This window comes from Chryseobacterium fluminis, assembly GCF_026314945.1.
Lineage (GTDB): Bacteria > Bacteroidota > Bacteroidia > Flavobacteriales > Weeksellaceae > Chryseobacterium > Chryseobacterium fluminis.
The window spans coordinates 1,519,047-1,546,035 of record NZ_CP111121.1 but is presented as its reverse complement, the minus strand read 5'-3'; the positions used below and the strand labels follow the sequence as shown (position 1 = coordinate 1,546,035).

Sequence of the window (26,989 nt, the reverse complement as noted above, 5' to 3'; positions counted from 1 at the left end):
AAAAGACACCTTTAAAATTTGGCTCCGGATTAATCTTTAAAACACTGAAAAAATGTCAAGAATTTATTTAAAAATAAAGATCAAAGCCGATATCTGCACCGTTTTTGACATGGCAAGAGATATCGATTTACATCAGAAATCAACGTTCAAAACAGGAGAAAAAGCCATTGCAGGAAGAACTACAGGATTGATTGAAGAAGGAGAAACGGTGACCTGGAGAGCAAAACATTTAGGTTTTTATCAGACCCACACTTCCAGGATCATCAATATGGACAAATCTTATCAATTCACAGATATTATGGTAAAAGGAACTTTCAAGTCCTTAAAACATCAGCATATTTTCAGTCAGGAAGGTAAATGTACAATCATGACCGATATTTTTGAATTTGAGTCTCCGTTTGGGATCATCGGAAAACTTTTCAACCGTTTTTTTCTCAAAAACTATATGAAGAACTTTCTGCTGGAAAGAAATAAATTAATTAAAACTACCGCAGAAAATAATAAAAACTTGATTGAAGAATAAGGTAAAGCGCGAGCGAAGCGAGCGTCAAAACAGTTAGTATCAGCGATACTATTCTGACCTTGTCGAAGCATCTCAACAAAACAAAATCTTAATAGACCTAAAACCAAAATACATAAAAACCAAAAACAAACATGAAAATCATCATCGCTGCCGGAACCGGATTTCTGGGAAGAAACCTGGAAGAGTATTTTAAAGAAAAAGGAAATCAGGTGTATATTCTGACCAGGAAACCAAAACGTAAAAACGAATTTCATTGGGACGCCAAAACGCTGGGTGAATGGAAAAATTTGCTTGAAAATGCCGATGTTCTTATCAATCTCACGGGTAAATCGGTCGATTGCCGGTACACGGAGAAAAGCAAACGGGAAATCTATTCTTCAAGAATCAACAGCACAAAAGTTCTCCGGAAAGCCGTTGATTATTGTACCAATAAACCCAAACTCTGGCTGAATGCAAGTTCGGCAACCATCTACATCCATTCCGAAACACAGATGAACACAGAAGAAAACGGGATTATAGGTGATGATTTTTCAATGAATATCTGTAAAAGCTGGGAAAAGGAATTTTTTAGCCCTGACCATGAAGATGTGAGAAAAGTGGCATTACGGACCTCAATTGTTTTAGGTAATAATGGCGGTGCATTCCCGAAATTGAAATTGATCACAAAAGCAGGACTGGGTGGTAAGCAGGGAAACGGAAATCAAAAGGTAAGCTGGATTCATATTGTTGATTTCTGCAAAGCAATTGATCATATTATTGACCATGAAAACATATCAGGAATAATCAATATAACAGCCCCAAATCCTTTGTCTAATGAAGAACTGATGATGGAATTAAGGAAGCAAATAAAAATCTCCTTTGGGTTGAATGCAGCGGTCTGGCAATTGGAACTCGCCTCTGTTTTCTTAAAAACCGAAACAGAATTATTATTAAAAAGCAGAAATGTATACCCAGAAAGGCTTATAACGAGCGGTTTTCGGTTTCTGTATCCCAACATCGAATCTGCGTTTAAAAACTTACTTCAACCTTTCACATCAGCTAAAACCAAAGATTTTTAAAAACTAAAGTGCTCTTCTTTGCAGTGTAATACTCATCTTACAATTCTAAAGTCTTAAAAAAAATCTTTTAACCACATCAGTCACATTAGATGTAATGCTGTGAGAATATTCAGATCATATAAGATAAATCAAAGATTTTTCAAACTAAATTGTTCTTCTATGCAGTGTAATACTCATCTAACACTTCTAAAGTGTTAAAAAATTTTTAACCACATCAGTCACATTAGATTTTAATGTATTGTTTGAAAATATTCAGATCACATAAGAAAAAATCAAAGATTTTTCAAACTAAATTGTTCTTCTATGCAGTTTGATACTCATCTTAAAACTCTAAAGTGCTAAAAAAAAATCTTTTAACCAGATCAGTCACATTAGATGTAATGTTGCGAAAATATTCAGATCATATGAGAAAAAAAATCAAAGATTTTAAACCTAAAGTGTTCTTCTATGCAGTGTAATACTCATCTTACCATTCTAAAGTGTTAAAAAATATTTAACCACATCAGTCACATTAGATTAATGTATTGTTTGAAAATATTCAGATCACATAAGAAGAAAATCAAAGATTTTTCAAACTCAAGTGCTCTTCTATGCAATTGATATTCATCTTAAAATTTCTAAAGTGTTAAAAAAAATCCACATTCACATGAGATGTAAGATTCTAAGGCGTTAAAATGCAATAAGTTTTTATTTTTAAGCTTAAAATGACAGGGCACAAACCGTTTGCGCATTCATCAAATGATGATTAAATTAGCCAAAAACTAAGCGTCAATGTTCATCAAGCCAAAAACGAAAACCATATTTCTCTCATCATTACTGCTTTCAACGACCTTTTTTTCACAGGCACACAATGTCTCGGAAGGCTATCAGAAACCGACGGACCCACTTGTCGTGCAGAATCTTGAGGACTGGCAGGATTTAAAATTTGGACTTTTTATGCATTGGGGGACATACAGCCAATGGGGGATTGTTGAAAGCTGGAGCCTTTGTCCGGAAGATGAATCATGGACCCAGCGTAAACCGGAACACGGAAAATCCTATAACGAATATGTAGAAAACTATGAAAATCTTCAGAAGACTTTCAATCCCACTCAGTTCAATCCTCAAAAATGGGCGGATGCTGCCAAAAAAGCAGGAATGAAGTACGTGGTCTTTACAACGAAGCATCATGATGGTTTTGCGATGTATGATACCCAATAGTCGGATTATAAGATTACCTCTACAAAAACACCGTTTTCTAAGAATCCGAAAGCAGATGTAACAAAGGAGATCTTCAGCACCTTTCGAAAAGAAGGCTTCAAAATAGGAGCTTATTTTTCAAAACCCGATTGGCATTCTGACGATTACTGGTGGCCTTATTTCCCGCCAAAAGACCGGAATGTTAACTATGATCCGAAAAAGTATCCCGAAAGATGGAACGATTTCAAAAAATTCACATGTAACCAGTTAAATGAAATTACGTCAAATTACGGTAAAATAGATATTCTGTGGTTGGACGGAGGCTGGGTACGCCCGTTTCATACCATAGATCCTAATGTTGAGTGGCAGAGAACCATCAAGGTCGAACAGGATATTGATATGGATAAAATAGGAACCATGGCCCGCAGGAATCAGCCGGGAATCATTATTGTTGACCGCACGGTTCCCGGAAAATGGGAAAATTATGTAACTCCTGAACAGGCTGTTCCGGAAAAGGCGCTTTCAATTCCCTGGGAAAGCTGTATCACGATGGGCGATTCGTTTTCGTATGTTCCGAATGATAATTATAAATCATCCCAGAAAATCATCGAAACATTAGTTAAAATTATTTCAGGAGGCGGAAATTATCTGATGAACATTGCGCCCGGGCCTACCGGAGACTATGATGCCGTAGTCTATGACAGATTGAGCGAAATTTCGGGCTGGATGGAAAAAAATGGCTCGGCCGTTTTTGCAACCAGAGCGGCAGCACCTTACCACGACGGAAATTTTTATTATACCCAAAGTAAAGATGGGAAAACCGTAAATATCTTTCATATCGATGAAAAAAGTACTTACCGGGCTCCCTCTGCCGTACATTTTCCGGTTCCTGAAAATTTTAAAATAAAATCAGTGAAAATATTGGGGTTACAAGGTAAAATTCAGTGGAAGCGTTCCGGGAATTTACTTGAAATACAATTACCCCAGGAAAGAACTCAATTAAAATATTCAACTGTCATTCAACTCACGCAATAATGAAGCTTATGTTAAAATTGATGGCAGTTTCACTCCTGAGTTCAGTTTGTATTGCTGCCCAAAAACCAATATACAAGGATCCCGCACAGCCTGTGGAGGCAAGAGTTCAGGATCTGCTGCAAAGAATGACTCCCGAAGAAAAGTTCTGGCAGTGTTTTATGATTCCGGGAGATCTGGATAACGTACCGAAAGGTCAGTATTCACACGGGATTTTCGGACTGCAGGTCAGTGCAGGAAATCAGGGTGGAGGAGTGGCAGGACAATTATTGAAATATAATGCCGGTGAAGATGCCGGAAGATTGGTAAAAAAAATCAATGCCGTTCAAAAATATTTTGTCGAAGAATCCCGGCTGGGAATCCCGATAATTCCCTTTGATGAAGCTTTACACGGATTAATGCGTGAAGGAGCGACCGCTTTTCCCCAGGCAATCGGTTTATCGGCGACCTTCAACCCCGAATTAATGAAGGAAGTATCTGCTGCGATTGCTAAAGAATCCCGACTAAGGGGAATCCGCCAGATTCTGACTCCGGTAGTGAACCTGGCAAGTGATGTCCGGTGGGGCAGGACAGAGGAAACCTATGGCGAAGACCCGTTTCTGACGTCTGTGATGGGAGTCAGTTTTATCAGTTCATTTGAACAACAGGGAATTATTACAACGCCGAAACATTTTTTAGCCAATGTGGGCGAAGGCGGAAGAGACTCATATCCGATTCACTGGAGCAAAAGATATTTGGAGGAAACGCATCTGATTCCTTTTCAGAAAGCTTTTATTCAGGGGAAAAGCCGATCGGTGATGACCTCATATAATTTGCTGGACGGAAGACCTTCGACCGCCAGTCACTGGCTGTTAACCGAAAAATTAAAAAATGAATGGAATTTCAAAGGTTTTGTCATCAGTGATGCCAGTGCGGTGGGTGGTGCCAACGTTCTCCATTTTACGGCAAAAGACTATGGTGATGCTTCGGCACAGGCGATAAATGCCGGACTGGACGTGATCTTTCAGACCGAATATCAGCATTATAAACTTTTTATTCCGCCTTTTCTGGATGGCAGGATTTCAAAGGAAAGGATTGATGATGCGGTGGCCAGAGTGCTGAGAGCAAAGTTTGAATTAGGTCTGTTTGAAAATCCATATGTTTCCGATAAAGATATCTCTGCGCTAAAGAAGATCAACCATAAACCGCTGGCAGAGAAAACAGCCGTGGAATCCTTTGTTTTGCTTCAGAATAATAACAGGACGCTCCCGATTTCCGAAAATTACAAAAAGATTTTAGTGGTCGGACCCGATGCCGTGGACGCCCGACTGGGCGGCTACTCCGGACCGGGAAATAAAAAAGTGAGTATTCTGGACGGGATTAAAAATTTGGTTAAAAATAAAAATATTGAAATCACTTACTCAAAAGGGATCGACTGGAATTTAAAGGATTTTGTAACCGTTCCCGCTGAATTTTTATCTTCCGGAAATCAAAAAGGGCTGAAAGGAACGTATTTTTCCAATCCTGATTTAACAGGGAACTCCGCATTTGAAAAACAGGATGAACAATTAAATTTTAAATGGACCTTATATTCCCCGGATCCTGAAAAATTACAACCCGACAGTTACAGTATCCGCTGGACCGGAAAACTGGAAGCTCCGGATTCAGGAACGTATCAGTTGGGACTTCGTGGCAATGATGGTTTCAAAATGTATTTAAACGGAAAATTAATAATTGATCATTGGGAGAAGGTGAGTTATTCCACAAAAACGATTGATGTTGATTTTATCAAAGGTCAGAAATATAATATTGTGGTAGAATTTCATGAAAACAGGGGTGAAGCGAATATCGAGCTGATCTGGAATTATGGCCTGCATGATTACCAAAAAGATTTTAATGAAGCTTTACAACAGGCACAGCATGCAGAATATATCATCATAACCGCTGGAATTCACGAAGGTGAATTTCAGGATCGCTCTTCACTGAGCCTTCCAGGAAATCAGGAAAAATTCATTGAAGAAATTTCAAAATTAAATAAACCGACCACCGTTGTTCTGGTTGGCGGATCAGCCATAAAAACCACAGACTGGCAGAATAAGACAGGGGCTATCCTGGATATCTGGTATCCTGGAGAGGAAGGCGGAAATGCAGTGGCGAAAGTCCTTTTCGGATTAGAAAATCCGTCCGGGAAATTACCGGTCACTTTTCCGGTTGAAGAAGGGCAGTTGCCTTTGACGTACCATCATCATCCGACAGGACGTGGAAATGATTATTATGATCTGAGCGGCGAGCCATTATATCCGTTTGGTTTCGGACTGAGTTATACCACTTTTGAGATTTCTGATTTACAATTAAATAAAACGAGCTATTCGGAGCAGGATACAGTCGTGGCAAAAGTAAAGATTAAAAATACAGGGTCAACAGCAGGAAGCGAGGTTATTCAGTTATACGTAAAAGACCTGTTGGCCTCGGTTTCAAGACCGGTTCTGGAACTGAAAGGTTTTAAAAAAATAGATTTGAAACCAGGCGAGTCAAAGCAGATTATCATCGAAGTTCCTGTAAAGGAATTACAGTTCCTGGATTCAGCAATGAAATGGACCGTCGAGAAAGGAACCTACAGAATTTTTGTCGGGAATTCTTCCAAAAATCTTCCGTTAAAGCAAAACATAGAGGTTAATTAATATTATTAATACTGTGGTATGATATATGTAATATTTTAAAGAACCTGAATGGTGTTCTCATTCATAAAAGTAAAATATCATGAAAAAATTATTCATATCAACCGTTTTATTATTAGGTTTATCAGTGAGCGCATACGGACAAAGACGTCCGCCGGCTCCTCCACATCCTTCCAGAACTGAGCTGAAAAACAGCAAAGCCCAGGAATTACAGAAAAAATACAATACAGAAAAAAAGTTGATTTTGAATCACCCGCTGGCGACAAAAAAGATGAAGCAGGATCAGCTGAAAGCACTGAATATAAGATACCAGAATGAAAAGAAACTGCTGCGAAGTGCAAGATAATATCCTTTAGGAAATAATTTGATTTTATAAGAGAATGCTCAGGTATTCTCTTTTTTCGGCTATACTCCTAAAGCGTTTCAGTGATTCTTTCACCCACCTGAAGAGTCTGCTGTCTGCTGACTTATTACCTCCACTTATCAAACGAAAAATGAGGATCGCAGAATAAAAATCTTTAATGTTGATAATCATGATCTTCACAAGGAACCGTTCAGGCAGTGCAGGTGGATCACAGTTTCAAAATGATCACACAAGAGCTTTACCCAATACCTTTACCGAATCTCGGTTATCCAAATATTTTTCCTTAAATTCGCATAAAAATTTTATACTAATGAACTACGATATTATTGTCATCGGAAGTGGTCCTGGTGGATATGTTACCGCAATCAGAGCAGCACAGTTGGGTTTTAAAACTGCCATTATCGAGAAAGAAAACTTAGGAGGAATCTGCCTTAACTGGGGATGTATTCCAACCAAAGCTTTGTTGAAGTCTGCTCAGGTATTTCATTATATCAACCACGCTGAAGATTATGGTTTGAATAAAGTGGAAGCTGGTTTCGAGTTTCCGAACGTAATCCAGAGAAGTCGCGGAGTTGCTAATAAAATGAGCAAAGGGATAGAGTTCTTAATGAAAAAGAACAAGATCGATGTGATTTTGGGTACTGCGAAAGTTCAGAAAGGTAAAAAAGTTTCTGTTACTGATAAAGAAGGTAAAGTAACTGAATATACAGGAACTAACATCATTATTGCTACAGGCGCACGTTCTAGAGAATTACCAAACCTGCCTCAGGATGGTAAAAAAGTAATCGGATACAGACAGGCATTATCTCTTCCTGAGCAGCCGAAATCTATGATTGTCGTAGGTTCCGGGGCCATCGGGGTAGAATTCGCTGATTTTTATAACACAATGGGTACCAAAGTTACGGTTGTTGAATTTATGCCAAACATCGTTCCCGTAGAAGACGAAGAAATTTCCAAACACCTGGAAAAATCTTTGAAAAAGACAGGAATCGAGATTATGACTAATGCTTCTGTAGAAAGCGTGGATACAAGCGGCGAAGGCGTGAAAGCTACCGTAAAGACAGCGAAAGGAAACATTACGCTTGAAGCGGATATCTTATTGTCTGCTGTAGGTATTGCAGCAAATATCGAGAATATCGGTTTAGAAGAAGTGGGAATCCAGACAGATAAAGGAAGAGTATTGGTAAACGAATGGTACGAAACTTCAGTACCAGGTTACTATGCCATCGGAGATATCATCCCGACTCAGGCTTTGGCACACGTGGCTTCTGCTGAAGGAATCACCTGCGTTGAGAAAATCAAAGGAATGCACGTTGAGAAAATCGATTACGGCAATATTCCGGGTTGTACCTACTGCCATCCTGAAGTAGCTTCCGTAGGTCTTACCGAAAAGCAGGCTAAAGAAAAAGGATACGAAATCAAAGTAGGTAAATTTCCTCTTTCTGCAAGTGGAAAAGCAACAGCCAACGGAAATACGGACGGATTCATTAAAGTGATTTTCGATGCTAAATATGGTGAATGGTTAGGTTGTCACATGATCGGTGAAGGAGTTACGGATATGGTTGCGGAAGCAGTTGTAGCCAGAAAACTGGAAACGACAGGTCATGAGATCATTAAATCCATCCACCCGCACCCGACTGTTTCTGAAGCGATCATGGAGGCTGCCGCTGCTGCGTACGGAGAAGTGATTCATATTTAACATACTTAAATACATACAGACAATGTTTAAAAAATTAGCTGCAGAAGCATTAGGTCTTGGAGATATCGGTAAAATCATTCCTGCTCAGGATTATGATAAAGTAGACTCGGATGATTATATCATGTCGGAAGATCAGGAGAAAATCTTTTTCCTGATCAAATCTAAAAGAGATGAATACTGCTTTACAAACAGAGCTCTGATTCATATTGACGGGGCAAGTGCTCTGGATAGAAAAAGAGTATTGAAAAGATACGAATATTACCAGTTTCCTTTTTCGAATATTGCTTTACAAACTGCAGGGACTATTGATTTGGATGTTGAAATTTCTTTTAATATCGGAAATGTTCCGTTGATGATCAGTGTGGCAAAAGGTCAGATTGATCAGTTAAAAGATCTGTATAAAGCACTTCTGGCGATCCAGCAGGAAGTACATCACAATCATTCACTGCTGAACTTTGCCAATGACAGCCTGCAGAAAGCAGTAGCAACTGTGGCATCAGGAAAGCAGGAGAATGTTTCGAAAAGTCAGGAATTAAGAACGATCAATGAATATATTTTTGCATGGAATACCACCAGCTTTGATAAATATAATCAGAAAGATTTTTCAAGAATTTTTGAAAAGTATATTAATAACTAAAATATTAATTTACACTATATTTAAAGCCCGGAATTCTCTGGGCTTTTTCTGTAAAAGAATAACTATGAAAAAAATTACATTTGCAATTGCTATATTTTGTTTTACTTTCTTTTTATCTCAGAATAAGGAGAATAAAAGATATTTTTCGACACAATATATACTGAAAAATTCTAATGATACGATAAGGGCTAAAATTAGAAATACAGGAATTTATAGCAATAAAAAATATTCATTGTATACGATTTTGATGAAAATGAAGATGGTTGATAGTGATGGAAACACGATTTGGATTAAACCTAAGGAAATAAAATATATTAAAATTACTGATAATGAAAATGTTGAGTATGAGTATTTTGATTCAAACGAGAAATTTTTGAAAGAAGAGGGTCTGGTGAGAGTTATATATGAAGGTAAAAATATAAATTGGTATCAGAGTTTTGATAATCCTAAACTCCTTACTAATATTACTTTCAAGGGCTATATTGTTGATAAAAATAAAAATATTATCGACGAATATTACTTTGAAGATTCTAAAAATAGATTTAAGAAATTGTTCAAAGATTATCCGGATTTGCAGGAAAAGGTCAAGTCTCTTAGAACGGACGAAGATTATATTGATATTTTAAAACTATATGATGTAAGGTTGGATAAACAGTAATACATTATTAGCTCATTTAGAAAATCTTATTTGAATATTAAATTGTACCATATTTAAAGCTAGGAATTCTGCCCTTTTTCTATAAAAGAATAACTATGAAAAAAATAACTTTATTACTTTCCGTTTTCTGCTTCGGTTTTCTGTTCTCTCAGAAAGAAGAATTGTATCATGAAGTCTATTTCCCCGTAAAATATGTATTGAAAAGCTCAAAAGATACCGTCAAAACAAAAGTTCTGAACGTAGGGATGTACACCAACGAAGAATTTTCACCTGCAACATACCTCCGGCAGATGACCGTTTTGGATCCTGCGGGAAAAAAAATCAAAGTTCCTGAAAATGAGATCAGGTATATGGAAATTACAGATCTTAAAAAGGTAAAAAGAAAATTTGCAGAGGCTAAGCCTGTCTTTTCAAAAGATACAGGCCTTATTCAGGTAATGTATAGCGGAAGAAAGACAGCCTGGTACCGGAAAAGCTATTATTCGGGACCTATCTACACTTATAAGACAAAGGATACGGATTACTTACTGTTTCATAAAGATAAAAGTATTACAGAACTGCATTTCAGGCTGCCCGGTGCTATTTTCCAGCTGAAGGAGAAATTTAATAATTATCCTGATCTTTCTGCAATGATCAATAATATTGTAGATGACAAAGATCTTGTGAAGATCCTCAGGCTGTACGACCAAAAATAATTTTCTGTACACCAGCTCTCGCTCGCCGTTATTCTCCGATAAAAAGGAGCTAAAGAAGGATGATAAATTTTAAAAGGGAATCATCACATTTATATATTAAAATAAGTTTAAAATTAAACGGTTCTTGAAAATTAATCCGATTTTCTCAGTCTGTTTTAGTACTTTTATTCTATGAATTTTGAAAAAACAGGGCTTGTTTTATCAGGAGGCGGTACCAAAGGTATTGCCCACGCAGGAGTTTTAAAATTCCTGAGAGAGAAGAACATCAATATCGATATTTTGTCATGCTGCAGTGCGGGCTCTATTGTAGGTTGCCTCTATGCAGTCGGTAAGACTCCGGAGGAAATTCTGGAATTCTTTAATTCGGTTTATTTTTTCAATTGGAAACATTTTGCGTTCAACCAGCCGGGATTAGTTTCTTCACTGATCTTCAGAAACTATCTCAGCCCTATTTTTCAGGGGATGAAACTGGGAGACCTGGATAAAGAAGTGAAAATTGTAGCTACCGAACTGGTAGGAGGTACAGAGAAGATCTTTGATGAAAATTTCAAGGTAGTTGATGCCATCATTGCATCGTGCTCCATTCCCGGAATTACAACCCCTTATATTATTGGTGACGAAATGTACTGTGACGGAGGGGTTCTGAATAATTTTCCCGCAGATATTATCCGGGATAAATGCGATAAACTCATCGGTGTATTTGTTTCTCCCCCGCACGAGATTAAGATGGATGATCTCAGAACCATTAAGGCTGTTGTTTCCCGCTCTTATGATTTGTTATCTTACAGGATTGAGAGAATTAAGTTTGACTATTGTGATTGGTTTATCTCATCACAGGCCTTATCAAGTTACGGAACTTTTGAAAGACGGAAAGACCGGTTGGAAGAAATATTTAACATTGGCTACAAAGCTGCGAAAGAAAGCTTTTCCGAAAGTCATTTTTTAACGGAACTCAAGCAGTCCGGTACATAAAAAAGAACTCTCACTTTTAAGTGAGAGCTGTATATTAATTCTTTACGACCCATCCATCCTGGTTGGCGATCGTTTTACCGTTCTGATCCATTACAACCAGCGTATACGGTGCCTTATTAGCTGACGTGGTCAGGTAATTTCTCCAGACCTGATACGTATATCCGTCATTTGAAAATTCATAGTAATAATTACCGCCTGTGCCATCCGGAATAAGATCTCCGTTGCTGATGATCATGCTGGGTTTCGAAGTAACCTTGGCATTAGCATTCCAGGACTGGTAAAGATATTGTCCGTTAGGCTGCAGATCGAGTTTGATCTTAAACTTCTTGGTTTTAATAATAACGGTCTTAGGGGCTTTCTGGAAATACTCACTGCTGACCGGATGTGAATGGATATTTCCTGATTCCTTAGCGGAAATTACCGAGAGCTGAGCTATGCAGAATGTTCCGAGCAAGATTTTTCTGATCATGTTTAATGTTTATAAGTTACATTAACCTTTAATCAAATTTAAAGCCAATTAAACAGGCTGAGTCTGGGTATATGCGGCAAAAGCTTCTTCCAGACTTTCAAACTTACCTTTAAACTCATCGATCGGACAATCGCGGAGTATATTCCCCTTATGAATAAGAATAACACGCGAGCACAGTGCCTCTACCTCCTGCATAATATGGGTTGAGAGCAGAACGGTCTTTTGCTGTCCGATTTGTTTTACTACATTTCTTATCTCAAGGATCTGATTAGGATCCAGCCCGTTGGTAGGCTCGTCCAGTATTAAAAGATCCGGCTGATGGATAATAGCCTGGGCCAAACCTACCCTCTGCTTATATCCTTTCGAAAGCTGACTTATTTTTTTTGATTTTTCCGGGGTAATGCCGACCAGCTCTATTACCTCATCGACTCTGGAAAAGGGAATATTATGAATATTGGCTACAAAATGCAGATACTCTCTCACGTACATTTCCAGGTAAAGCGGATTGTTTTCCGGAAGGAAACCTATTTTTTTCTTAGCATCAATTTCGCTTTCAGCAATGCTTCTGCCGTTAAAAATGATCTCACCTTCATCAATTTTTAAAGCACCGACAATAGATTTCATCAGCGTAGACTTCCCAGCGCCGTTCGGACCCAGAAGACCTATAATTTCATTTTTGTCTATAGAAATATTGATATTGTTAAGAGCGGTCTGTTCACCGAACTTTTTTGTGAGCTGATTTATTTGAAGAGCCATAATGGTAATGATCTTTTTGCAAAAATAAAATAAAAAAACTCATTCGGATGAATGAGCTCAGATTATATTTTAAATTCTTATTATTTTCTTGTCTTTTTAGTCTTTCCGCTGGAAGCAGGGGAGGCTGCTGTAGAAGAACTATTGGTTACCGGTCTGCTGCTGTTACTATTGTTTATGGCAGCCGACCTTTCATATAAGGCCGCTTTGCCGTTACTTTTCCCAAAGACCTTATCCACCTGTTTCTTATTCAGAAACTGCGATTTTCCCACATACTTTCTGTTTTTGTTAATGTACTGAATAAACTGTACGGTCGGCTGTCCGAAATTTTTCTCATAATGCAGCTCGATAATGTCGTTAGGAAGCTCCAGAATAATGTTGCTTTCCGGTGCATCGATAAAGCCGTTTGTGATCATGGTATAAAGACCCGACACGTCCCCGTTAAGATTTTTGAAAGAAAAAGATCTGAAGGTATTTAGATTGGCTGTGTTAAGATCCTGATAATTAATAGTAAATGTATCGTCTTTTTTATATAAACCAACGGAATTATCTTTACCAATTTCCACTAAACTTTCGTTTTTCAACACTTTAATTTGTGAGAAAACTGAAATACCGAACATGAAGGTAAATAGTAAAAGTATTTTTCTCATTAGAACTTATTTTAATGTTTATAATTGGTGCACCTAAATCTAATCATAAAAAAAGTTAAAACCAATTTTATTTTAAAACAAAAGTAATACTTTTTTTTAATATCTGTCATCCGTGAAAGTGCGAAACTATGCAGACCATTGCAATCAGAATGCTCATTTAAATGTTTGATTGCAAGAATATTATACAAAGAACAGTGAATTATTCGTTTAGTAGGCATCACTAAAAAAAGAACTTTTTGTTTTCTGTAATCTATTGGTATGTAGTGAATTAACGAATCATTCGCATTCGGCTGTGTGGATGATTTAAAAAATATATATTAAATCTGTTTAATATGAATTGAGGGACCTGTTGATTATTTAACGGATCATTGGGATGAATACATGAAGAACTGATGATCGTGATCTCCACGGTTCTTCCGGGGATGCATAAAGATGGTAGATTGAATTTTTTTTCATTGTGTATATTTAAAATTAAAGGGGTAAAGTTAATCAAAAAATAATTTCTCAAAAATGGATACTTTCTTAATTTCTTTAAGGTCTTTAATTAGGAGCTAGGTTATCATCCATGAGCCTGACAACGTAGAACGCATCATTAATTTACCGGCTATTTTCTATTCCTGCTGTTGGTGATCCGGATTCTCTGTGCTTAAGAACATCGTTATTTTAGCTTTTTTGCCTGCTCGATATTATAGTCTTCCATCCCAATTCATAAAAATCGTCGGTATTTCTCTGTTAAGAGAATATTAACAGGTGACTACAGGATAGCAGAATTTTCCGATAAGTATACTTTTATAAAAATAAACAAACAACAGAATCGGACATGATTTTATCAGACTTTGTGTGTTCAATTAAAAATAATTAAACGTAACAGTAATTTTTTTAAATAATTAATAACTGAAAAATGAAGAATTCTATATTAACGTTAGGTCTCTTAATAGGTGCAGCGGGATTTGTTTTCGGACAGGAAAAACAAATATCCGGAGTAGTCTTAGGCCAGGATGCTAAGCCTGTTCAGAATGCTGTCGTGAAGCTGAATAATACTTCCCAGGAGGTAACTACCAATTCTGATGGAAGCTTCAGTATCCCGCTTACCGAAAGCATCAGTAAACCGGAGCTTGCCATTTCTCATGAAGGCTATCTCAGCAGAAAGGTAGATGTCTCGGATCAGGAAAATGTGAAAATTACGCTGCAGCCTGATCCCAATGATAAAGTAAAAAGCATCGATGAGGTCGTTATTATTGCCTACGGGACACAAAAAAGAGGAGAAGTTACCGGCGCAGTGGGAAGAGTAGATCCTGAAAGTTTTAAAAACCGTCCCATTGCCAGAGCTGACCAGGCATTAACGGGGCAGATTGCAGGGGTGAAAACACGTTCTACTACCGGAAAACCGGGAGAACCGTTAGAAATCAGAGTTCGTGGGACAGCTTCGATATCAGCCAGCAATTCTCCGGTTTATGTAGTAGACGGAATGGTGGTTGATGATCTGGGGAATATTTCATCCGATGATATCCAGTCTATTGAGGTTTTAAAAGATGCTGCTTCTACAGCCATGTATGGATCCAGAGGTTCAAATGGTGTGGTCATCGTGACAACAAAAAAAGGAACCTCGGGAAAACCGTCCTTTAGTTTTTCTCAGTACTACGGTGTGCAGACTATTGAAAAAAAGCTTGACATCATGACCAGTGCAGAATGGATCGATTATGCTTCTGAAGCGATTGATAAAAGATGGGTTGCCCTGGCACCGGGAAATTCCGCATCAGATAGTTATGCTGTGAGGGCAAATTATTTCAATCTCGCCAATACCACCGACTATAATCTTGCGAATATCAATTATATGAAGGATCCCAGATGGGGGACCGGCCAGGTCGCTTATATCGACTGGCAGGATGCATTTTACCGTCCGGCCCCCATTCAGAATTATCAGTTAGCCGTCCGCGGTGGAAATAAAAACGTGAAATACCTGATTTCCGGAGCTTATTTTGATCAGGAAGGCCTGGCCATTAATACAGGTTTTAGCCGGTTCAATCTGAGTGCAGTGATTGATGTGAATATCTCAGATAAATGGAAAGCGGGGATCACATTGCGCCCGAGCTATTCACAGAGTTATGGGGCTACTGTGGACGGAAAAGATAATCTAGCTCATAAAATGCTTTCTATGGTTCCTGTAGCAGAACTTAATGCCGGGCTTTATACCAATTTCGGAAACAACACCCGGTACAGGTGGGCCGGTTCCACGCAGAGCCCTGTCGGAGTGATGGAACAGACTACAAATGATACAAATGAATTCAGACTGTTCTCCAGCCTCTATATGTCTTATGACATTTTACCTGATCTGAATTTTAAAATTTCCGGCGGGGCCACAAATAATTTTAACCTTAACAACGGATATACTCCTACTTTCGACCTGATCACCAATATACCCGGACAGGTAAGTATTGCCAGCCGCAGAACCGTAAATTATAACCGGTATCTGGGAGAGGCTCTGCTGTCGTATAAAAAGTCTTTTGGTGACCATAATATCAATGCGATTGCAGGGTACAGTGCAGAAAACTACCGGACAACCTCACAGTACAACCGAAACAAGGGTTTTCCGAATGATGATTTAAAAACATTCAATTTCACCCAATCGGCATCTGTGCTCAATTCAGAATATACCGCTTCAGAATGGATGCTGATCTCGATGTTTGGCCGTGTTAATTACGATTATAAGAAAAAGTATATGCTGTCGGCAAGCATTCGCCGGGACGGATCCTCCAGGTTTGGCTGGAACAATCTGTGGGGAACGTTTGCCGCTTTCGGAACAGCCTGGAAAGCAGATGAAGAAAATTTTCTGAAAGAGGCGAAATGGCTGAATAATCTGAAATTCCGATACAGCTGGGGAGAAAACGGGAACAATTCGATCGGTGATTACAGAGCATTCGGAACACTGGCGGGTGGAAACTATTCTTTTGGAGGAAACTTATCGAACGGTTTGATTCCCAACACCATTGCCAACCAGGATCTGACATGGGAAAAAACGCAGTCATCGGATTTTGGTTTTGAACTGGGACTTTTTAACCGGATTGACTTCACAGCAGACTACTACATCAAAAAAACGAAAGATCTACTCCTGGAGCTGCCGATCCCTTCGGTAACGGGCTACACTACCATGTGGAAAAATGTAGGCTCCGTGCAGAATACAGGGTTGGAACTGGAATTAAGCACCAAAAATTTAACAGGAGCGTTCAAGTGGAACACCTCAGCTAATATCTCATTCAATAATAATAAAGTGCTGCAGTTGGGAAGTGATAATGCTCCCATTTACACAGGTTTCAGCAGCAGTACCAATATTATAAAAGTAGGGGAAGAACTGAACTCCTTTTATCTTTATGAAGCCATTGGGGTATTGTCATCAGCAGACATCAGCAATGCCGGTGTGGCTAAAACAAACGGGGCGATCGCAGGCGATGTCAAATACCGAGATGCCAATGGAGATGGAGTGATCGATGAGAAAGACCGTCACATCATCGGAGGACCTACCCCGGATTATTACTGGGGATTTACCAATACATTTTCCTATAAAGGCTTCGATTTGTCAGTGTTTTTCCAGGGACAGAAAGGAGGATACAGCTATGCCTTACTAGGTCGTGCAATCGATCGCACGGGTATGGGTACTACCACCAACGTGATGGGAAACTGGGCCAACCGCTGGCGCTCCGACGACAATCCCGGAGATGGAAAAACGCCTAGGCTGGATGGCACCACGGGCAGTCTTCTGGATACAAGATGGCTGTATGACGCCACCTATATTCAGCTTAAGAATGTGACCTTAGGATACAGCTTTCCTAAAGACCTGGTAAGCAAACTGCAAATTTCCAATCTCAGAATTTATTTCAGTCTTGAAAATGTCTGGAGAAATGATCACTACTATGGCGGTTATAATCCGGAGTCTGTACAGTCGGACGGTACCGACTATGGCGCATATCCCAATGCAAAAGTATGTATGATGGGGCTAAACTTTAACTTCTAATCTTTTTAAAATGAAAACAACATACAATAAAAATACAAATCTCTTTCCTGGATATTTTAAAACCTTTGGAAAAGCATTACTATGGGGAACTTTAACATTCGCAACGCTGAGCTGTGAAAAAGATCTGATGCTGGAGCCCGAAAATAATATTACCCAGACTTCTTTTTATACGACCGAGCTGCAGATCAGCCAGGCCGTATCAGGAGTGTATTCAGCAATGGTGAATGCCTCTTCCAGAGGAGGTTTTGATGTCAATTTTTATCTGCTGGCATCAGAAGTCCGTTCCAATAATTTTAATGCGATTTCACAGAACGGAAACAGGGATTATTATGCCATCAACCGTTTTCAGGATACTTCATCAACAGAAGAGGTGGAAATCCTCTGGGAAGATGCCTATCAGCTGATTTCCTATGCCAATACCATTCTGGCAAGGATAGATGCCGTTCCTTTTGCAGATCAGGCGACAAAGGAACAGTACCGCTCCGAAACGCGTTTTTTAAGAGCGTATGCTTATTTCGAACTGATGCGGAATTTTGGAAAAGTTCCGCTTGTAGATCATCCTGTGACTCCCGAAGAGGCGGTTTCCATTCCCAGGACAGACTTAGCCACACTGTATGAATTTGTAACTTCAGAAATTGAAGCTTCTGTCGCAGGTTTAAAAAACGCCTATGATGCCAAAAATAAAGGAAGAGTTACGAAATCGGCTGCCCATGCGATGTTGGGGAGAATATACCTGACCGGAAGCGGATTTCCCTTAAATAACGGCTCTTATCTGCAAAAAGCAAAAAGCCATTTAAACACCGTTATTCAGGGAGAAGGTCAGTACGTTACTTTTGCTGCCAATTATGCAGACCTGTTTAAGAGTGCCAATGATAATAAATACCATATTTTTGAGATCCAGCATATCAGCGGAGGCTTATCCCAGGGTTCTTATCTGCCGAGTTACGTTTCACCCACTTTTGGTGTTAATGACCCTCTGTACAACCCGCAGGGCAGTTTATACAGTGCCGCGGAATTAGGAGTCTCGCAATCTTTGATCAATTCTTATGAGACAGGAGACCTGAGGCGTCCTTTAACGGTAAAAACCCAGTTTATCGCACAAAACGGACAGGTAGATTATGCCAATTATTTTGTGAAATTCCGGGAGCCGGGTGTCGTATTGACGAACCGTTATGACTGGCCAATTAATTTCCCGGTGATCCGGTATGAAGATGTGCTTCTCATGTATGCAGAAGTCTTGAATAATGAGGGCAATACTTCTGCTGCAGTTCCGTATGTGAACAGGATCCGTCAAAGAGCGGGATTGGCTCCACTTTCGACATCGATGACCGCAGGCGACTTTACCACCGCCCTTCGTAAAGAAAGAAGAGTGGAATTTGCCGGAGAGGGAGTTTACTGGCACGATTTGGTACGTTGGAATATTGCCGTAGCGGTCATTAATCAGGCTGCAGCAGATTTAAACTACAATTTTACGATCACCACGAATGATTATCTGTATCAGATTCCTTTATCCCAAATTCAGGTAGCAGGATATGAGCAAAATCCGTAAAACTTTTAATATGTTGAATAAGAGCTGCAGTATTTTGCAGCTCTTGTCATTATCAAGCACTATATGGATTTACAATTTCTGCTGGCTTATTTTTTAAAAAAAATGTCCTGACAATAAAGTTTGCGTCAAGGAATTAAATTGTAATAGAAGATTCAGTTTCATCCGTTTAATTTAAATTAAGAATTTAATATCGAATAATTAATAAAATTAAGAAATATTTACACTGTCTTGTGCTATCCTGTCCGAACACTTTTTATTTTGTAAAATTTTTATACTTTTAAAAAATAAAAAATATGTAGACAAAGACCGCAATGAGCTGCATATCCAGTTTGAAATATACTGGCCGGTCCGCTAATCTTTTAAAGTTATGCAAGTCAGGAAATATTAATGATCATAAACCAAACCCATGAATGATACCCGAACAGGAAACCCTATTTCTACACCCTTAAAAAAGAAAAGCTTCAGCCTTCCGCTTATTCTTATCACCAGTCTGTTTTTCTTTTGGGGATTTATCCATAATTTGGATCCCATTCTTATTAAACACCTGCGAAGTGCCTTTCAACTGAGCCATTTTCAGGCTTCCTTAGTAGATTCAGCTGTATTTGCTGCATATTTTTTATTGGCTATACCGGCAGGACTAATTATTCAGAAATATGGGTATAAGACCGGAATTCTGGTAGGACTGTTCTTTTTTGCCGCCGGATGTTTTATGTTTGTTCCAGCTGCCAATACAGTAAGTTATCCTTTTTTCCTGGGAGCGCTTTTTGTGCTGTCATGCGGCCTGGCGGTTTTAGAAACAGCAGCCAATCCTTATATCACGATTTTAGGCGACCCTGAAAAGGCACCTCAAAGATTAAATTTTGCACAGTCTTTCAATGGTTTGGCCGCATCTGTGGCGCCTATTATCGGCGGTGTGTTTATTCTGGGTGAAGAGCCTAAAACACAGGACGAGCTTTCCCGACTTACCCAAACTGCCAAATTAGCCTATATTCAGGCTGAAACGTCATTGGTAAAAGGACCTTATATCATACTGGGACTGATTATTCTGCTGGTGATGTTCCTGTTTTTATTCGTAAAACTGCCGGAAGTGAAAGAAGGCACAGAAAAGTCAACAAAGAACTTCCTTCAGGTTTTAAGACTGAAAAATGTCGGATGGGGTGTTCTCGCCCAGTTTTTTTATATCGGGGCACAAATCTATGTATTCAGTTTTCTGCTGGTTTTTGCCGAAGACGCCATTCAGATGAAAGGTCAGGATGCTAAATATTATGCGGGAATGGCCGGATTTTTATTTATGATCGGGCGCTTTGCCGGAACTTTTCTGATGAAATATATCGTTCCTCAGAAATTGCTGGCGATCTATAGCGTCATCAGTATTATTCTCAGTATTTGGGTGATTATCGGATCAGGGGTTTCAACCTTGTATGCACTTGTGACGCTTACTTTCTTTATGTCGATCATGTTTCCTACGATTTTTGCTTTAGGAATTGACGGGGCAGGATCAGAAACAAAATCAGCCTCCAGTCTACTGATTATGTCGATTGTTGGAGGGGCAATCATCCCCCCTTTAGCCAGTAAGATCACAGATATTTCAGGAAATATTCATTTCTCATATGTGGTTCCGTTGATCTGTTTTGTCATTGTGCTTCTGTTTTCATTAAGGTTTAAACTCAGGTAGGCAGCAACATGACAATAAGTGAGCGGAAGTATAATCCTGATTATAATCAAGCATTGAACTCCAAAATAATATTAAAATTTAAAGCGTACTATGAGCCGGTTAATTTTAAAAATAAATAATAAAGATAATGTTTTAGTCGCTTTGCAGGATATCCCGGCAGGCACTGAGATCATTTTTGATGGGATTACCTATACTACGGTGGAAGCAATCCCTGCTAAACATAAATTTTTTATGAATGACATGAAGCAGGGGGACGAAATCTTTATGTACGGTGTCCTTGTCGGGAAAGTGCAGTACGATCTGCCTTCAGGATCCCGCATGACGACAGATAATACCAAACATGCGGCCGAGCCCTATTATTATCGTGATGTCGACTACCATTGGACAAAGCCTGATGTCTCAAAATTTCTGCATAAAACTTTTAAAGGATATCATCGTTCGAACGGAGATGTGGGGACGGCAAATTACTGGCTGTTTATCCCCACTGTTTTTTGTGAAAACCGGAATCTTGATATGATTAAAGAAGCCCTGTATAACGAATTAGGATATGCCGTTGATGCCAAATACAAAAGCTACACGCATCTGCTGGTCGAAGCAATTTCTAAAGGCGGGAATCTGGATGACGTTGAATTTTCTCCGTCAGCTATCCCTTCCGCAGAAAGAGTTTTTAAAAATGTAGACGGTATCAAATTTCTCAATCACACCGGAGGATGCGGAGGAACACGACAGGACGCAGATACCCTGAGTAAGCTTTTGGCATCTTATGCAGACCATCCAAACGTTGCCGGGGTAACTTTGTTGAGTTTGGGATGCCAGCATTTGCAGATTGATCACTTTAAAAAAGATCTGTACAGCAGAAATCCTGATTTTGATAAACCTTTACTCGTTTTTGAACAGCAAAAAGCAGTCAGTGAAGAAACCATGATCAAAAATGCCATCTTTGAGACCCTGAAAGGGCTTATGGAGATTAATAAAATCGAACGGGAGGATGCCCCGCTCAGCAAACTTAGTGTTGGCGTAAAATGTGGAGGAAGTGATGGGTTCAGTGGTATCTCTGCAAACCCTGCGGTGGGCCATCTTGCCGACATACTCTCCGTTTTGGGGGCGAAGGTTTTACTGGCAGAGTTTCCGGAACTCTGTGGTGCCGAACAGGAATTAATAGACCGGGCTGCAGACCGGGCAACCGCCGAAAAGTTCATTAAGCTCATGACGGAATATGATGAACTTGCCCATGCCGTAGGTTCAGGATTTTATATGAATCCTTCACCGGGAAATATTAAAGACGGGCTCATCACCGATGCCATAAAATCTGCCGGAGCAGCAAAGAAAGGCGGTTCGTCACCTGTTGTAGATGTTTTGGATTATACAGAACCGGCTACTAAACCGGGTCTCAGCCTGGTATGTACACCAGGAAATGATGTAGAAGCCACCACCGGTAAAGCCGCAGCAGGAGCGACTTTAATTCTTTTTACAACAGGTTTGGGAACCCCAACCGGAAATCCCGTTTGTCCTGTTATTAAGGTAGCGACCAATACAGCATTAGCAACGAAAATGTCTGATATCATCGATATTGATACCGGAGCCATTGTGCGTGGCGAAAAAACCATTCAGGAAATGGGAGAGGATATTCTGGACTTCTGTATCGAAGTTGCCAGCGGCAATATTATTCCCAAAGCGGTTGCCCTGAACCAGGATGATTTCATCCCTTGGAAGAGAGGGGTCAGTCTTTAATACCTATTTTTCAAAGATTATCACTTAAGTAAAAGGCCTTTGCAAACTTAAGAGGAGCAGAGTCAGAAAAAGATCAGCACCCTATGTATGAACATAACAACAAATTTAATAAGATAAAATGTTTTCATTAAAAAATAAAAAAGCTGTGGTAACAGGTGGCGGAAGCGGAATCGGGCAGGCCATTGCGGTCCAGCTTGCAGCCAGCGGCGCTGAAGTCAGCATTCTTGAAATTACCGCACAAAACGGAGAAGAAACCCTCGGAAAAATAGAATCTTCGGAAGGAAATGCAAAAATTTATGTCTGTGATGTTTCAAAACAAAAAGATGTTCTAGCCGTTTTTGAGCAGATAGGTCCGATCCATATTCTGATTAATAATGCCGGAATCGCTCATATCGGGAAGGCTGATACCACTTCAGAGGAAGATTTTGACAGGATTTACAACGTGAATATCAAGGGCGTCTATAATTGTCTGTTTGCAGGTATTCCGCAGATCAGAAAATCAGGGGGCGGTGTCATTATCAATATGGCTTCCATTGCGGCATTGGTCGGTATTCCCGACCGTTTTGCTTACAGCACGGCAAAAGGCGCTGTAAAGGCCATGACTATGAGTGTGGCGAAAGATTATATTCATGAAAATATCCGTTGCAACTCCATCTCCCCGGCACGGGTCCATACCCCTTTCGTAGATGGATTTTTACAGAAAAATTATCCCGGTAATATCGATGAAATGTTCGAAAAACTATCTAAAACCCAACCGATCGGACGAATGGCCCAACCGCAAGAAGTGGCCTCCTTAGCACTGTATCTCTGCAGTGATGAAGCATCATTTATCACCGGAGTGGACTATCCTATTGACGGTGGTTTCACCACTTTAAATAATTAAAAATAAAGCACATTTTACAATAAATTATAAAGCTCTGTAGTTTTTATAAAGTGAAACACTTTTAAGAGCTTGACGTCTAAAAAATTAAAAGAATATGAAACTAATAAGATTCGGAAAACCTGGACAGGAAAAGCCCGGGGTCATTATCGGCGAAAAAAGATACGATGTCTCTCATCTGGTGAAAGATTATGATGAAAACTTTTTTTCCGGTGATGCTATAGAAAATTTAAAATCTGAAATCAATACACAAAATTTATCCGAAGTTTCTCCAGAGGAAAGACTGGGTGCTCCCTTGTCCAGACCATCCAAAATTATCTGTGTCGGGCTGAATTATAAAGATCATGCCGCAGAGACGAATGCTCCGATTCCCCAGGAACCTATCTTGTTTTTTAAGGCTACGACCGCCATCGTGGGTCCGGATGATGATCTGATGATTCCTAAAAACAGTACAAAAACCGACTGGGAAGTAGAATTAGCCATTGTCATCGGAAAAAAAGCAAGCTATGTTTCTGAGGAAAATGCGCTTGAACATGTAGCAGGATATGTTTTGCACAACGATTACAGCGAAAGAGAATTCCAGTTGGAAAGAAACGGACAGTGGGTAAAGGGAAAAAGCTGTGATACATTTGCGCCGATCGGTCCATTCATAGCTACATCCGATGAAATCGAGGATGTGCACCGTCTTCGTCTGTGGCTGAAAGTTAACGGACAGATTCTTCAGGACGGAAATACATCCAACCTTATTTTTAATGTACCTTATATGATAAGCTACATCAGTCAGTTTATGACGCTGCTTCCGGGAGATATCATCTCTACAGGTACCCCGGCAGGGGTCGGTTTGGGACAAAAGCCTGAGCCCTGGTATCTGAAACCGGGTGATGTAGTGGAATTGGGTATAGATGGTTTAGGAAGCAGCACGCAGAAAGTAAAAGCATACGGAGAATGAAAAAATTCTGTCTCGCCCTTGATCTGATCGATGATCCTCAATCGATTGCCGAATATGAGAAATATCACCAAAATGTCTGGCCACAGATAAAGCAAAGTATTTTGGATTCCGGAATTACATGTATGGAAATCTACCGGATTCAAAATCGATTGATGATGATAATCGAGGTTAATGATCATTTTTCTTTTGAAGCTAAAGATGAATTGGATAAAAACAATCCGAAAGTTCAGGAATGGGAAGAACTGATGTCGAAATTTCAACAACCGTTACCCAATTCCAAGCCTGGAGAAAAATGGCAGCTGATGGATAAAATATTTTCACTGTAAATTCATTTCAGAAAAAGATGATTGATTCTCACGTACATTTTTGGAAATATGATCCGGTTCGTGATGCCTGGATTACAAAGGATATGGAGGCCATCCGAAAAGATTTTATGCCCGAAGATTTTTCTTTGTTCCTGCAAAAAAATTATATAGATGGCTGTATTGCCGTTCAGGCTGATCAAAGTGATAAGGAAACTGAATTTCTGGTTAATTTGGCCAAAGAAAACCCATTTATCAAAGGGGTTGTCGGCTGGATTGATCTGAATTCTGAAAAACGGGAAGAATTTCTTCAGAAATATCAGGCTGAAAAATCACTTAAAGGTTTCAGAGTTATTGCTGAAGGCGAAGGCTCCGGTTTTTTACTCCAAAAACAGGTGCTCGAAGGAATTGCTGCGCTCCGTCGATATGGCTATACTTTCGATATTTTATTAAGACAAAACCAACTTTCGGATGCCGTACAACTTTCGGAAAAATTGCCCAGCCAACCTTTTATTCTGGATCACTGCGGAAAACCGGATCTTAAGACCAATAACCTGAAAGACTGGAAATGTATGATTTCAGAACTTGCACAAAACCCTGATGTATACTGCAAGACTTCAGGACTTTTAACCGAAGGAAACCGGAAGAAGCCTGATGAAAGATCGATTTTTGAAATTCTAGATTTTACTTTTTCGCAATTCGGTATCCAACGGGTGGTTTTCGGAAGTGACTGGCCGGTCATGTTATTAGGAGGTAATTATGCTTTGTGGCTGGAATTGATATCAAAATATGTAAGTCAGTTTTCGACAGAAGAACAGCAGCTGTTTTTCTCCGGAAATGCTGTTACATTTTATAATTTGGAATAATGGCAAGAGTAGACCATCCATGAATCATAATAAAATCTAATGTGACTTATGGATTAATAAATATGTTGATAACAACTACGTAATTTTAACACTTAAGAATTTTAAGATGAGCATTATACTGTAGAGAAGAGCACTTTAGTTTTAAAAATCTTCGATTTTTTTCTTATGTGTTCTAAATATTTTCAGCATTGCATTAAAATCTGATGTGACTCATGTGTTAATATAAATGTGATGATAACAAGTACGTAATTTCAACACTTAAGAATTTTAAGATGAACATAATACTGTAGAGAAGATCACTTTAGTTTTAAAAATCTTCGATTTTTTTCTTATGTGATCTACTATTTTCACGCAATACATTAAAATCTGATGTGACTTATGTGTTAATATAAATTTATTGGCAATACTTCGGAATTTTAAAACCTATTCCGCCGGAATAAGAATAAAATAATAAAAACTGTTGCGCTTGCATAAAGATAACATGAAATCAATTATACCTAAATATGAACTTAAATCTCGACCATAAAATTATCATTGTAAGCGGTGGCGCGAAAGGCATCGGAAACGCCATTGCAAAAATTCTGGCAGAAGAAAACGCACTGCCGGTTATCATTGGCAGAAATAAAGACGACAATAAAAGAGCCATTCAGGAAATTCTGGAGCGCGGAGGAACGGCAGATTTTGTTACTGCAGAGCTATCAGAACCGGATGAATGCAGAATAGCGATCGGTGAAGTGGTAAAAAAGTATGGAAGAATCGATGGCATTGTTAATAATGCCGGGGTGAATGATGGAGTAGGGCTGGAAAACGGGTCTTACGACGGATTCATAGCGTCTTACCACAAAAATGTAGTGCATTATTATCTCTTGGTACATCATGCGCTTCCCCATCTTAAAAAAAGCAGAGGTGCCATCGTAAATATTGGGAGTAAAACCGCAGAAACGGGACAGGGTGGAACCTCGGGTTACGCGGCTGCCAACGGAGCCAGAAACGCCCTGACGAGAGAATGGGCGGTCGAACTTCTGCCTTACAGTATCCGCGTTAATGCTATTATTGTCGCAGAAGCCTGGACACCCCTTTATGAGAACTGGATTTCTACTTTTGAAAATCCGGATGAAAAGCTCAAAAGCGTCACCGCTAAAATTCCGCTGGAAAAACGCATGACGACTTCTGAAGAAATTGCGAATATGACAGCATTTCTCTTATCAGAAAAATCATCGCATACCACCGGGCAGCTGATTCATGTAGATGGCGGATATGTACATCTGGACAGAAGCTTAGGATAAACTATAATTTAATGATAAGGCTTGATTATAAAAATCTGTAAGTTCAGATCAATGGCATCACTGGGTTAAAGTGGTGCCATTGATTTTTAATATATTATACCTTCTGTTCCAAAAGGATAGCGGGCACCTGTTTCAGATGGTGTTTCTATACCACAACAGGATAAAAACCAGGATTATTTTTTGTTGTTTGTTTGATCATCCGAAAGAATACTATATTTTTGCCAGCGAAATATAGCATCATCCACGATGAATATTATTTCTATTAAAAAAACTAAAAACTAACTGAAAATTAATTAAACCATGAACGTAAAAAACGGAACTGCATTTCATTCTGTCAATTCATTGATAATTGTTTCCGGCCATGGAAAAAACAGCAATTATTCCTCCTGATATTTT

At 39.2% G+C, this 26,989-nt stretch carries 21 protein-coding genes and 1 pseudogene; 19 read left to right on the top strand and 3 right to left on the bottom strand.

What is annotated here, in order from left to right; genetic code table 11:
- The first annotated feature begins 52 nt into the window (after nt 1-52).
- The 10 genes and pseudogenes from ODZ84_RS06825 (at nt 53) to ODZ84_RS06780 (ending at nt 11,474) form a co-directional block, all read left to right on the top strand.
- Nucleotides 53-523 (top strand): SRPBCC family protein, encoded by a 471-nt coding sequence (locus tag ODZ84_RS06825; protein ID WP_266176242.1) that lies wholly within the window; start codon nt 53-55, stop codon nt 521-523.
- A 131-nt stretch (nt 524-654) separates the two neighbouring features.
- Nucleotides 655-1,581 carry a TIGR01777 family oxidoreductase gene (locus tag ODZ84_RS06820; protein WP_266176241.1) on the top strand — a complete coding sequence of 309 codons (927 nt, stop codon included), beginning with the start codon at nt 655-657 and terminating at the stop codon, nt 1,579-1,581.
- 771 nt (nt 1,582-2,352) lie between these two features.
- A pseudogene (locus tag ODZ84_RS06815) lies at nt 2,353-3,795 on the top strand (alpha-L-fucosidase).
- Nucleotides 3,796-3,815: 20 nt separating this feature from the next.
- Nucleotides 3,816-6,452 (top strand): glycoside hydrolase family 3 N-terminal domain-containing protein, encoded by a 2,637-nt coding sequence (locus ODZ84_RS06810; protein ID WP_266176240.1) that lies wholly within the window; start codon nt 3,816-3,818, stop codon nt 6,450-6,452.
- A gap of 79 nt (nt 6,453-6,531) precedes the next feature.
- Nucleotides 6,532-6,795, top strand: a complete 264-nt coding sequence (locus ODZ84_RS06805) for a hypothetical protein (RefSeq protein ID WP_266176239.1) — start codon at nt 6,532-6,534, stop codon at nt 6,793-6,795.
- A gap of 328 nt (nt 6,796-7,123) precedes the next feature.
- Entirely contained in the window at nt 7,124-8,512 is a 1,389-nt protein-coding gene (gene lpdA, locus ODZ84_RS06800) for a dihydrolipoyl dehydrogenase (protein WP_266176238.1), read from the top strand.
- Between the two features lie 22 nt (nt 8,513-8,534).
- On the top strand, nt 8,535-9,149 hold the full coding sequence (locus tag ODZ84_RS06795; protein ID WP_266176237.1) for a PH domain-containing protein: 615 nt from the start codon (nt 8,535-8,537) through the stop codon (nt 9,147-9,149).
- A gap of 64 nt (nt 9,150-9,213) precedes the next feature.
- Complete coding sequence (locus ODZ84_RS06790) at nt 9,214-9,807, top strand: hypothetical protein (RefSeq protein WP_266176236.1); 594 nt, start codon at nt 9,214-9,216, stop codon at nt 9,805-9,807.
- Between the two features lie 95 nt (nt 9,808-9,902).
- The gene (locus ODZ84_RS06785) at nt 9,903-10,502 is read left to right on the top strand and encodes a hypothetical protein (protein WP_266176235.1); all 600 of its coding nucleotides are present in this window, start codon (nt 9,903-9,905) and stop codon (nt 10,500-10,502) included.
- 171 nt (nt 10,503-10,673) lie between these two features.
- Nucleotides 10,674-11,474, top strand: a complete 801-nt coding sequence (locus ODZ84_RS06780) for a patatin-like phospholipase family protein (RefSeq protein ID WP_266176234.1) — start codon at nt 10,674-10,676, stop codon at nt 11,472-11,474.
- Between the two features lie 34 nt (nt 11,475-11,508).
- Here ODZ84_RS06780 and ODZ84_RS06775 read toward each other — a convergent pair whose 3' ends face one another.
- From ODZ84_RS06775 to ODZ84_RS06765, 3 genes are all read right to left on the bottom strand, one after another.
- Nucleotides 11,509-11,943: a hypothetical protein gene (locus ODZ84_RS06775; protein ID WP_266176233.1), complete on the bottom strand. Its 435-nt coding sequence runs from the start codon at nt 11,941-11,943 to the stop codon at nt 11,509-11,511.
- 48 nt (nt 11,944-11,991) lie between these two features.
- Entirely contained in the window at nt 11,992-12,699 is a 708-nt protein-coding gene (locus ODZ84_RS06770) for an ABC transporter ATP-binding protein (protein ID WP_266176232.1), read from the bottom strand.
- A gap of 80 nt (nt 12,700-12,779) precedes the next feature.
- On the bottom strand, nt 12,780-13,346 hold the full coding sequence (locus tag ODZ84_RS06765; protein ID WP_266176231.1) for a hypothetical protein: 567 nt from the start codon (nt 13,344-13,346) through the stop codon (nt 12,780-12,782).
- 901 nt (nt 13,347-14,247) lie between these two features.
- Here ODZ84_RS06765 and ODZ84_RS06760 point away from each other — a divergent pair.
- The 9 genes from ODZ84_RS06760 to ODZ84_RS06720 all read left to right on the top strand — a co-directional run bounded on the left by ODZ84_RS06760 (nt 14,248) and on the right by ODZ84_RS06720 (nt 26,593).
- Nucleotides 14,248-17,355 (top strand): SusC/RagA family TonB-linked outer membrane protein, encoded by a 3,108-nt coding sequence (locus tag ODZ84_RS06760; protein WP_266176230.1) that lies wholly within the window; start codon nt 14,248-14,250, stop codon nt 17,353-17,355.
- Nucleotides 17,356-17,365: 10 nt separating this feature from the next.
- Nucleotides 17,366-18,904, top strand: coding sequence for a RagB/SusD family nutrient uptake outer membrane protein (locus tag ODZ84_RS06755; RefSeq protein ID WP_266176229.1), 1,539 nt, complete (start codon nt 17,366-17,368; stop codon nt 18,902-18,904).
- Between the two features lie 406 nt (nt 18,905-19,310).
- On the top strand, nt 19,311-20,579 hold the full coding sequence (gene fucP / locus ODZ84_RS06750) for an L-fucose:H+ symporter permease (RefSeq protein WP_266176228.1): 1,269 nt from the start codon (nt 19,311-19,313) through the stop codon (nt 20,577-20,579).
- A gap of 90 nt (nt 20,580-20,669) precedes the next feature.
- The gene (locus ODZ84_RS06745) at nt 20,670-22,310 is read left to right on the top strand and encodes a UxaA family hydrolase (RefSeq protein ID WP_266176227.1); all 1,641 of its coding nucleotides are present in this window, start codon (nt 20,670-20,672) and stop codon (nt 22,308-22,310) included.
- A gap of 118 nt (nt 22,311-22,428) precedes the next feature.
- Complete coding sequence (locus ODZ84_RS06740) at nt 22,429-23,193, top strand: SDR family NAD(P)-dependent oxidoreductase (RefSeq protein ID WP_266176226.1); 765 nt, start codon at nt 22,429-22,431, stop codon at nt 23,191-23,193.
- A gap of 94 nt (nt 23,194-23,287) precedes the next feature.
- Nucleotides 23,288-24,139, top strand: a complete 852-nt coding sequence (locus tag ODZ84_RS06735) for a fumarylacetoacetate hydrolase family protein (RefSeq protein WP_266176225.1) — start codon at nt 23,288-23,290, stop codon at nt 24,137-24,139.
- Entirely contained in the window at nt 24,136-24,465 is a 330-nt protein-coding gene (locus ODZ84_RS06730) for an L-rhamnose mutarotase (protein ID WP_266176224.1), read from the top strand. The genes ODZ84_RS06735 and ODZ84_RS06730 overlap by 4 nt, the downstream gene beginning before the upstream one ends.
- A 17-nt stretch (nt 24,466-24,482) precedes the next feature.
- The gene (locus tag ODZ84_RS06725) at nt 24,483-25,307 is read left to right on the top strand and encodes an amidohydrolase family protein (protein ID WP_266176223.1); all 825 of its coding nucleotides are present in this window, start codon (nt 24,483-24,485) and stop codon (nt 25,305-25,307) included.
- A gap of 503 nt (nt 25,308-25,810) precedes the next feature.
- Nucleotides 25,811-26,593, top strand: coding sequence for an L-fucose dehydrogenase (locus ODZ84_RS06720; protein ID WP_266176222.1), 783 nt, complete (start codon nt 25,811-25,813; stop codon nt 26,591-26,593).
- Nucleotides 26,594-26,989 lie beyond the last annotated feature (396 nt).

What these genes read in the sequence shown, in the direction of transcription:
- ODZ84_RS06740 (WP_266176226.1), top strand. Translation starts at nt 22,429, where the DNA reads ATGTTTTCATTAAAAAATAAAAAAGCTGTGGTAACAGGTGGCGGAAGC.
- fucP (WP_266176228.1), top strand. Translation starts at nt 19,311, where the DNA reads ATGAATGATACCCGAACAGGAAACCCTATTTCTACACCCTTAAAAAAG.
- ODZ84_RS06810 (WP_266176240.1), top strand. Translation starts at nt 3,816, where the DNA reads ATGGCAGTTTCACTCCTGAGTTCAGTTTGTATTGCTGCCCAAAAACCA.
- ODZ84_RS06780 (WP_266176234.1), top strand. Translation starts at nt 10,674, where the DNA reads ATGAATTTTGAAAAAACAGGGCTTGTTTTATCAGGAGGCGGTACCAAA.
- ODZ84_RS06725 (WP_266176223.1), top strand. Translation starts at nt 24,483, where the DNA reads ATGATTGATTCTCACGTACATTTTTGGAAATATGATCCGGTTCGTGAT.
- ODZ84_RS06790 (WP_266176236.1), top strand. Translation starts at nt 9,214, where the DNA reads ATGAAAAAAATTACATTTGCAATTGCTATATTTTGTTTTACTTTCTTT.
- ODZ84_RS06755 (WP_266176229.1), top strand. Translation starts at nt 17,366, where the DNA reads ATGAAAACAACATACAATAAAAATACAAATCTCTTTCCTGGATATTTT.
- ODZ84_RS06795 (WP_266176237.1), top strand. Translation starts at nt 8,535, where the DNA reads ATGTTTAAAAAATTAGCTGCAGAAGCATTAGGTCTTGGAGATATCGGT.
- ODZ84_RS06805 (WP_266176239.1), top strand. Translation starts at nt 6,532, where the DNA reads ATGAAAAAATTATTCATATCAACCGTTTTATTATTAGGTTTATCAGTG.
- ODZ84_RS06730 (WP_266176224.1), top strand. Translation starts at nt 24,136, where the DNA reads ATGAAAAAATTCTGTCTCGCCCTTGATCTGATCGATGATCCTCAATCG.
- lpdA (WP_266176238.1), top strand. Translation starts at nt 7,124, where the DNA reads ATGAACTACGATATTATTGTCATCGGAAGTGGTCCTGGTGGATATGTT.
- ODZ84_RS06825 (WP_266176242.1), top strand. Translation starts at nt 53, where the DNA reads ATGTCAAGAATTTATTTAAAAATAAAGATCAAAGCCGATATCTGCACC.
- ODZ84_RS06765 (WP_266176231.1), bottom strand. Translation starts at nt 13,346, where the DNA reads ATGAGAAAAATACTTTTACTATTTACCTTCATGTTCGGTATTTCAGTT.
- ODZ84_RS06785 (WP_266176235.1), top strand. Translation starts at nt 9,903, where the DNA reads ATGAAAAAAATAACTTTATTACTTTCCGTTTTCTGCTTCGGTTTTCTG.
- ODZ84_RS06820 (WP_266176241.1), top strand. Translation starts at nt 655, where the DNA reads ATGAAAATCATCATCGCTGCCGGAACCGGATTTCTGGGAAGAAACCTG.
- ODZ84_RS06720 (WP_266176222.1), top strand. Translation starts at nt 25,811, where the DNA reads ATGAACTTAAATCTCGACCATAAAATTATCATTGTAAGCGGTGGCGCG.
- ODZ84_RS06760 (WP_266176230.1), top strand. Translation starts at nt 14,248, where the DNA reads ATGAAGAATTCTATATTAACGTTAGGTCTCTTAATAGGTGCAGCGGGA.
- ODZ84_RS06735 (WP_266176225.1), top strand. Translation starts at nt 23,288, where the DNA reads ATGAAACTAATAAGATTCGGAAAACCTGGACAGGAAAAGCCCGGGGTC.
- ODZ84_RS06745 (WP_266176227.1), top strand. Translation starts at nt 20,670, where the DNA reads ATGAGCCGGTTAATTTTAAAAATAAATAATAAAGATAATGTTTTAGTC.
- ODZ84_RS06770 (WP_266176232.1), bottom strand. Translation starts at nt 12,699, where the DNA reads ATGGCTCTTCAAATAAATCAGCTCACAAAAAAGTTCGGTGAACAGACC.
- ODZ84_RS06775 (WP_266176233.1), bottom strand. Translation starts at nt 11,943, where the DNA reads ATGATCAGAAAAATCTTGCTCGGAACATTCTGCATAGCTCAGCTCTCG.